General features: G+C 59.8%; 7 protein-coding genes. 2 read left to right on the forward strand and 5 right to left on the reverse strand.

Features of this window, described 5'->3' with window-relative positions; translation table 11 throughout:
* Positions 1–15: 15 nt before the first annotated feature.
* The 3 genes from VWZ85_RS02740 to VWZ85_RS02750 form a co-directional block, all read right to left on the reverse strand.
* Entirely contained in the window at positions 16–375 is a 360-nt protein-coding gene (locus VWZ85_RS02740; protein WP_340545952.1) for a HesB/IscA family protein, read from the reverse strand.
* Positions 376–444: 69 nt separating this feature from the next.
* Positions 445–1716: a glycerophosphodiester phosphodiesterase family protein gene (locus VWZ85_RS02745; RefSeq protein WP_416595419.1), complete on the reverse strand. Its 1272-nt coding sequence runs from the start codon at positions 1714–1716 to the stop codon at positions 445–447.
* Positions 1717–2100: 384 nt separating this feature from the next.
* On the reverse strand, positions 2101–2463 hold the full coding sequence (locus tag VWZ85_RS02750; protein ID WP_340545951.1) for an SUF system Fe-S cluster assembly protein: 363 nt from the start codon (positions 2461–2463) through the stop codon (positions 2101–2103).
* A gap of 400 nt (positions 2464–2863) precedes the next feature.
* On the opposite strand from VWZ85_RS02750, the gene VWZ85_RS02755 reads away from it, so the two are divergent.
* Positions 2864–3514, forward strand: coding sequence for a response regulator transcription factor (locus VWZ85_RS02755; protein WP_340545950.1), 651 nt, complete (start codon positions 2864–2866; stop codon positions 3512–3514).
* On the opposite strand, the gene VWZ85_RS02760 is transcribed toward VWZ85_RS02755, so the two are convergent.
* Both VWZ85_RS02760 and VWZ85_RS02765 read right to left on the reverse strand, forming a co-directional pair.
* Complete coding sequence (locus VWZ85_RS02760; RefSeq protein ID WP_416587017.1) at positions 3484–5163, reverse strand: sensor histidine kinase; 1680 nt, start codon at positions 5161–5163, stop codon at positions 3484–3486. The two genes, VWZ85_RS02755 and VWZ85_RS02760, sit on opposite strands and share 31 nt — an antisense overlap.
* Positions 5160–6458 carry an MFS transporter gene (locus VWZ85_RS02765; protein ID WP_416587019.1) on the reverse strand — a complete coding sequence of 433 codons (1299 nt, stop codon included), beginning with the start codon at positions 6456–6458 and terminating at the stop codon, positions 5160–5162. Before VWZ85_RS02765 ends, VWZ85_RS02760 begins: the two co-directional genes overlap by 4 nt.
* A 264-nt stretch (positions 6459–6722) precedes the next feature.
* On the opposite strand from VWZ85_RS02765, the gene VWZ85_RS02770 reads away from it, so the two are divergent.
* Positions 6723–7630: Ig-like domain-containing protein (locus VWZ85_RS02770; protein WP_416587021.1), on the forward strand; the 908-nt coding region annotated here is incomplete at its 3' end.

A 7630-nucleotide genomic window follows, 5' to 3' on the forward strand; every position in this document is an offset into this window, starting at 1 on the left:
ATCGGGGCTGGCAGGTCAGCCTGCGGGCATATCCTTGAAGCTGATTGATTCCCCGCAGCCGCAGGCCTCGGAGACATTGGGGTTGTTGAACTTGAACCCGGCCTCCAGCAGCGAGACCTCATAGTCGATTTCGGTGCCGAACAGGAACATCTGCGCCATCGGTGCAATCAGCACACGGGCGCCATCCTGTTCGACCACCTCATCGTTGGGATCGGGGGTGTCGACATATTCCATCGTATATTCCATGCCGGCGCAGCCGCCCTTTTTCACGCCGATGCGCAGGCCGGAATGGCCGCCCTTGTCCATCAGCTTGGCGATCTGGGCCGCTGCCTTGTCGGTGATGGTCACCGCTTGTTTGCCGGGAATGCCGAACATCTCTGTCTCCACTATCGCGCGTTACCTCCAATTTAGGGGGGCGATGGCGCAGGCTCAAGGGGGGAGGGGTCAAAGCCCCATGCAATTGGCATAATAGGTGACTGTTGCGGGCCAGTCGGAGAATACGCCGACAACCCCCACATCCTGGGCCAGCACATCAAGGACCTGGTAGACGGCCGCATCCGAGGTCACCGCATCCGAGATCGACTGGAAATACCATCCGCCGCCGCTGGTCAGCGGACCGGAGCGTTCCAGCGTCCAGGTGATGATGTTCAGATCGGCCTCCTGCGCGGCCCGTGCATAGGCGGAGGGCACGATCCGGTCGCCATCAAGCGTCAGCAGCATCCAGATCGGTGGGGCGATGTAATTGAGGCCCATCTGCTTCAGCTCCTGCATCGAGGGGCGGAAGGTTGCGGGATCCATCGGATCAATCTGCCCCTCATCGGCGTCATGGCGGGCAAAGCGGTCGTCGAGATAGACCGCTTGACGGCCGAACTCCGGCGCATGGGTGAGCCAGTATTTGATATCGCTGAGGTCAAAGCTCTGCACCCAGACATCCGCCGCAGGGATGCCGGCGGCGACATAGGCGTCGATCAGTTTCTGCGCATAGGCGTCCTGTGTCATCCCGTTGAAGGGCATGGCGACGGCGGGCGCCTTTAGTTCGGGCGTGAAACGGGCGCCCAGATCGCGGAACAGGGCGATACTGTCGGCATGGCTGAGCAGCGTTGCCTCGCGCTGATGCAGATTGCTGCGCCAGGGGGCCAGACCGCCCTGAAAGGCCTTGGCGCTGGTGGCGGTGGCGTCGCTGCTGTCCATCTTTGGCTGCAGGGTCATCAGCTCTTCCAGCGTCAGATCGCTGGTGCGGCATTCGGCGGTGGCGGGGGTGTCGGCACTGGCCGGGGTAAAGGGCTGGGTGCAGCGCTCGGCGAGGGGGCTGGTGAGGATATCGGTGGTGGTGTGCAGATCGTTCTGCGAATGGCGGCAGACCAGTTCCAGGTCTTTGGTAAAGGTCACGTCGCATTCCAGGATCCCGGCGCCCATGGAGGCGGCGGCGCGGTTGCCCTCAACCGTGTGTTCGGGAAACATCAGTGGCGCGCCGCGGTGCGCGATGGAGAACTCGGTGGCTTGCGGGGGCTGTGCGGCGCAGGATTGCAGCTTCGTTTTCAGCGGGCCTTCGGGCAGGGCTGCGACCAGATACGCGGGGCGCGGCCCGTAGCTGAGGCTCATCGCCTCGGGCGCGGTGTCGGCGAGGGCGGGGCCGGTCAGGGCAGGGCCGGTCAGGAGCGGTGTGGCAAGGGCAAGTGCGATCAGCGACGTCGGGCAGGCGAAGATGCGGGGCAAAATATGGAACTCCAAATTGGGTGCGCGCGCCCGCGGGTGGTGTTGCGCGCTGCCGGGGCAGCTGTCGCGGAGGATCGGGCGGCTGCGGCTGAGGTGCCGCCAATAATAAGGCCGATATTACGGGGGGATGCGCCCTCGGGGCAAGGGGGCGGGCAGGGGGAGGCGCATTTATCCTGCGTTATGATCGCGCCACGGGACGGCCACGGGGCGTCGGGTCGGGCGTCGGCTCGGGCGTCTGGGCGGTCGGCAATGGCGGCAGGGAGTGCAGCCTCGCGGCGGATATGACAAACGCGGCAGGCCAGAAGCGCTGCCGCGTTGCGGATGGTCGGTGCGGACGCAACGATGGGCGACCGCAGGATCAGGCCAGATCCTTCCTGCGTGGGCTCACATGAAGCCCAGTTCGAGGCGGGCCTCATCGGACATCATGTCCATGCCCCAGGGCGGCTCCCAGGTGAGTTCGACATCGACGCTCTTGACGCCGGGCACCGGCGAGACGGCATCCACGATCCAGCCCGGCATCTCGCCAGCCACGGGACAGCCGGGGGCGGTCAGGGTCATGATGATCTTCACGTCATTCTCGGCAGAGATGTCGATCGTGTAGATCAGGCCCAGCTCGTAGATATTGACCGGGATCTCGGGGTCATAGACGGACCGGCAAGCGTCCACCACAGGCTCGTACAGCTCGTGGCTGACAGAGGAGGGGGCGATCAGCGGTGTGCCTTCCAGCGGTTCGGATGCGTTGGTCATTCGGGCCTCGGTTCGTTTCCTGACTGTTTATATAGGGAAGCCGGGGCCGGGGGTCCAGTGGCGGATCGGTGGCAGCTACGAGATGGTCGAGATTGGGGGCTTGGTGAAACTGAGGGATGAGCGGGCCGGGGCGGGTTCCGGCCCGATGCAGGCAGGGACAGGGGAGCCTGGCTGACCAGGCTGCACATGCGCCACGATTGGGGTTGTTTTTTGCAAATAAGGCAGCCGTTCATTGTGGGGCAAAACGCTGATCGAGGGTGAGAGTTGTCCTTCAACTTCTAAAAAGGTCACTTGCTGAAGAAAAATGCGGCACTCCGTAACAATGGAATTGCTCTCTGCATCAAATAAGATTTTCAATAGAAATTGGTCCAAAAACAGATGACTGAAAGGGGGATAATGAGTGGAAACTGCTTCGATCCGCCTCGCCATAATTGATGATCATGCGATTTTCCTGCAGGGGCTCTCTTACGTGTTCGAGAGCAGCGCTTTGGACCTGGACGTGACGAGTTTCACGACGGCCACCGATTTTTTGGCAGAGATAGACAGCGGTCGAACCTGGGATGTGGTCATCACTGATCTGGCGATGAAGCCGTTCAACGGGATCGCGCTGATCGGCGCGTTGCGCGCGCGCAATATTGGCGTTCAGGTGATCGTTCTGTCGGCGTCGGAAGATGCGAAAACACGGACCAATGCCCAGATGGTCGGAGCGTTTCGCTTTGTCCACAAATCGTGTGAAGAGCAGGTTTTGCTGGACGCCATCCTTGCTGCCGTCGATGAGGGGCCGCTACCGGCCAAATCTATTGAGAATGGCGCCCGTCGTACGATGTTCCAATCTGATGGAATGGACACGATCGTCCGCCCGAAACTCGGGCCGCAACAGCAGCGCATATTGTCGATGATGGCGGAAGGCTACACCAACAAGAGCATCGCCCGCGCCCTTTCAATCAGCGAGAACACTGTCAAAACTCATGCCAAAACAATCTTCAGGGAACTCTCTGTGGGCAACCGCGCCGCAGCGGTTCAAAGGGCGCGCGAATTGGCGCTGTTCTGAAGGCGGCTTTCCAGCGCCCGCCGCAGGTTGACTTCCCGGTCCGGCAATTCGATCCCGTTCCTGTCTTGACCCTGCCCATCGCCGACAGGGGCACGCAGGAGATAGGTCGTCGGCGCGAATTGCTGTAGGTCACTGATTTCGCTTTCGGAAAACGATTGTCCGGCGACGGGATCCAATACAATCAGATCGGGGACTTGTCCCAGCAGCGTGATCGCGTCTGCCGCTCCTTGGCAGGTGTCCGCATGGGCAAATTTCCAGTACCAGGACGAGACCAGATCCGCCCATGCGCCCATGTTCGGAAGGGTATCCTGTCCAATAACCAGGACAAAGGCCTGATCGCGCGCGACCTCGACAGGCCGGTGTGACAGTCGCAGCGACACCTGCGTGCCTGTGGTTGTGCTGGACTTGATCTCAAATGTGCCGCCCAGCTCTTGGGCAAGTTCCCGTACGATGCCCAGGCCCAACCCCTGGCCATTGCGGGTTGCGGGCAGGTTTTCGCGTTGGCGCACCGCCTGAATCTGGTCCTGTGTCATGCCTCTGCCCCGATCCGTGACCTGCCACCAGCTCTCGTCGCCGGTCACGAAAACCGACAGCTGCACATACCCGCCGGAGGCCCCGTATTTTACTGCGTTGCTCAGGAAATTTCGCAGGATACGCTCCAGCTTGGGGCGGTCACTCTCGATGATCCCCAGATCATTTTTTACTACGAAATCACAGCCTATTGCGGCAAATTGCGGGCGATACTCCTCGTCCAGCCGAGACAGCAGATCTGCCACGTCGATTTCGGTATGCGTCGGTCTTGATGCGGGTTGCTCCACATTCGAAAGCTCCTCGACCAGCGCCTCCTGACTGATCAATGCAAAGCGGATTTGGCGCACCAAGACCGCCTGTTCCGGCGAAGTGGCCTGGCGATCCATCTCGGCCAGGAAGTTGCGCAGGGCCAATAGAGGCTGGGTCATGTCGTGCTGAATTGCCTTCAGGGAACGTTTGGCCGCGTGTTGGTGCCTGGCGGCTTCGGCAAATTGCTCCAAAGCCTTTTCAGCCTGCCGACTGACCAATTGGGCTGCGAGCGCATCCCTTGTCTTTTGACTGGCCGTTAAATTGGTGGCGAAACAGAAGCTGAAATAGAACAGGATGAACCCGCCATAGATACGGATCACGCCATCTGTTGTGATCAAGAGAAACAGACCGAACGGCAGGAGTGAGCATATGGCAATGGCGAGGTAGCCAGGCCGGTACACGGTTCCTGCCATGACCCCACCGGCGGTGATTGATGTCAGAAACAGCCCCGCCATAAAAGTCTGGAGTTCAGATGTCGGACTGGCCAGCTGGATCGCGCAAATGCCCCAAACCAGGCCGGTAAAGGCTGAGATCGCGATGTGGCCCATCAGGTACCGATCAACCTGTTCCGGGGTCTCCTCTGCCTGAGGCCAGGCGCGCGCGTAGAGAACCGTGATCACCACCATGATCGAAGCAAGGCCCGCCCATAGGACCGCCTCGCGGTAGAGACGCACGGAGGCGAGGCTGACGGCGATCAAGGCAATCAGAGTAAAGGCGAAGCGGGCGGAACCTCTGGCCCGCTCTCGCAACATACGGGCTTCTTCTGCCCGTATTTCGACCGCGGTCGGTGGAGCAAGGGCCTGGCTCATGCTGGGGTGGTTGTGACCGTCACATCACCTACCCGGCGCCAGAGATATCCTGCAACCGCCAGTCGCAGCACAGCGGGAAGCCCGGCAAAGAAGAATAGCAGGATGCCAAAGGTCTCCGGGCCATTTACGCCGGATTTGTCGAAACCGGCCAAACCCAGGATGGGAAAAGCGATCCCCATTGGCGCAACAAAGGCCATCTTGGAAGCCGCGTTTTTCAGGGCCAAATAGCTGGCAGCTCTTGGGTGGCCGCTGTCGGCTTCATCCCGAGCGACGATATCTGCAAGCATCGACGTTGGCATCACCGCGTCACAGGTCATGCAGGCCCCCAGGCCGATACAGATCACCTGCATCAATAGGATGTCGCCGGCGCCAACCATGTAGCAGCCCGACAAGACACCGGCGCAGATCGTGATCGCGACTGTCCAAGTTCGGCGCTTGCCGATCATGCTGGAAAGCCAGATCCACAGCGGCACAAAGACTGCCGTGCCCACCAGCAGCAGCAAGAACATCTGACCCACCACCGCAGGTGCATTCAGAACATGGCTGACAAACAGCACCAATAGGCCGACCGTCATCGCGTTGGCTGCCTGCACGGCAAAGAACGCAATCATCAGCCTGCGAAACGCGCGCTCCTGCAAGCAGTTACGCCACGCAGTCCACAGGCTTAAACGGGTCCGGGCCTCCCGGCTTTGCTGTCGCGGCGCCCAGATCAGAAAAAACGCCATCGCGACGGGCATCGTTATGAGAAAGGCCAGCGCCAATGTGCGCAGCGACAGACCCATCTGCGCCCCAATGATCACGGGCGCCAGTGACGCGGCCAGGGCGCCCAGGATTTGAAACACAGCCTTGGTGCCAGCCAGCACCGAGCGCTCGTGCACATTGGGAGAAATCTCCAAACCAATGCTGGAGTAAGGCACATCAAAAGCGGTTACAAAAAGCAAATAGCCGGAGATCACACAGAACAGATACACCGGACCAACCCCGTCCGGAGGCGAGAGCAGTAACCAGGCAAACAGCAAAACCCCGGGGAAAGAAAACAGCATCCACGGTACTCGGGGGCCGCGTGCGCCGAAGGTCCGATCGCTCAGCGCACCAATCAGCGGGTCCGTGAACACGTCAAACAAGCGACCAAACATAAACACGGCCCCTACAACCGCCAGCCCCACCCCCATGTCTATTGCGTAAAAGGTTGGCGCAAAGCTCACGATTGCGAAGCTGACCATGGCCAATGGTGCGCTGAGAACGCTGAAACAGAAAAGCTGCCAGCCGCTCATAACCCGATTGGTGGTTCTCATTATCTCCCCCAACTCATTTGGGTTATTTTGAACGCATTACTGTTTCCAATGGAATAACTTTCTGTTTCGCCCATAAAAATCACCCGTTCGGGTGATTGTCGCTCCCATCCTTAACTTATTAAAAATTAGCTTGTTTTTGCGTGTTTCTGGTCTCGGATCAGAGGTCGCAGGAAGGCTAGGGGATGGGGCCCGAAAGCTGTCCAATGACAATAACGGAGTATCACCATGGGATATCGCGGTCGTGGTTATCTGAGAAATACTGATATGGAAGTAGATGCGTCGGACGCATCCCGTGGACAATTCATCTGGACGCGCCGGGGAAACGATGAGGTCACCGGCTCCGAGTACCGTGACCGTATCTATACCGGACGAGGTGACGACACCGTAGAGGGCGGCGGCGGCAACGATGTCATGTTTGGTGGCAAGGGACGGGACACTGCGGTTTTTTCCGGTTCTGTGCTGGACTATCAGGTTTCAGGTTTTGGCCGTGGACCCTGGACCTATGTCCAGGGCGAGGACGGCTGCGATTTTCTGCACAGTTTTGAAGTGCTGCAATTCGACGATTTCACATTTGATCTGGCGGGCGACAACGCGCCTCTGGTGATCCTGCGCGATGATGGTTTGAGCACGTCAGAGGGTGACGCGCTGCAGTTCCAGGTGGACTACTACGATCTGGATGGGACATCGGTGGAACTGGTATCGGCAAGTGTTACCGGCGGCGGGACATTGACGGCGCAGGACAGTGGAGCCAGCCAGACCAGCCAAATCGGGGTCGGCGGCGGTGCAAGCCTGTCCTTCGATCCCGGGACCGCCTACGACAGTCTCGGCGCGGGCGAGAGCACAACCGAAACCGTGACGCTGGTGATATCGGATGACGAAGGCAATATCACAACTGTCACCTATGATATCGTGATCGAAGGACAAAACGACGGCCCTGTAGCCATGGCCGTGTCTGCGACCGTTGACGAAGACGGCCCGGCCGTCACCGTTTCGGCTGATTACTCGGACGTGGATGCCACCGACACCCACACATTCAGCATCGACACGAGTGCTACGCTGGGAACGGTCACCGACAACGGCGATGGCACGTTTGGCTATGACCCCAGCGGCGCGTTTGACAGCCTCGCGGTTGGAGAGACAGCAACCGACAGCTTTACCTACACTGTGGATGA

The organism is Phaeobacter sp. JH20_29, assembly GCF_048056175.1.
In the GTDB taxonomy this organism is placed as follows: domain Bacteria; phylum Pseudomonadota; class Alphaproteobacteria; order Rhodobacterales; family Rhodobacteraceae; genus Phaeobacter; species Phaeobacter bryozoorum.

Coding starts and splice junctions, on each gene's coding strand:
- VWZ85_RS02750 (WP_340545951.1), bottom strand. CDS start 2,463: ATGACCAACGCATCCGAACCGCTGGAAGGCACACCGCTGATCGCCCCC.
- VWZ85_RS02740 (WP_340545952.1), bottom strand. CDS start 375: ATGTTCGGCATTCCCGGCAAACAAGCGGTGACCATCACCGACAAGGCA.
- VWZ85_RS02760 (WP_416587017.1), bottom strand. CDS start 5,163: ATGAGCCAGGCCCTTGCTCCACCGACCGCGGTCGAAATACGGGCAGAA.
- VWZ85_RS02765 (WP_416587019.1), bottom strand. CDS start 6,458: ATGAGAACCACCAATCGGGTTATGAGCGGCTGGCAGCTTTTCTGTTTC.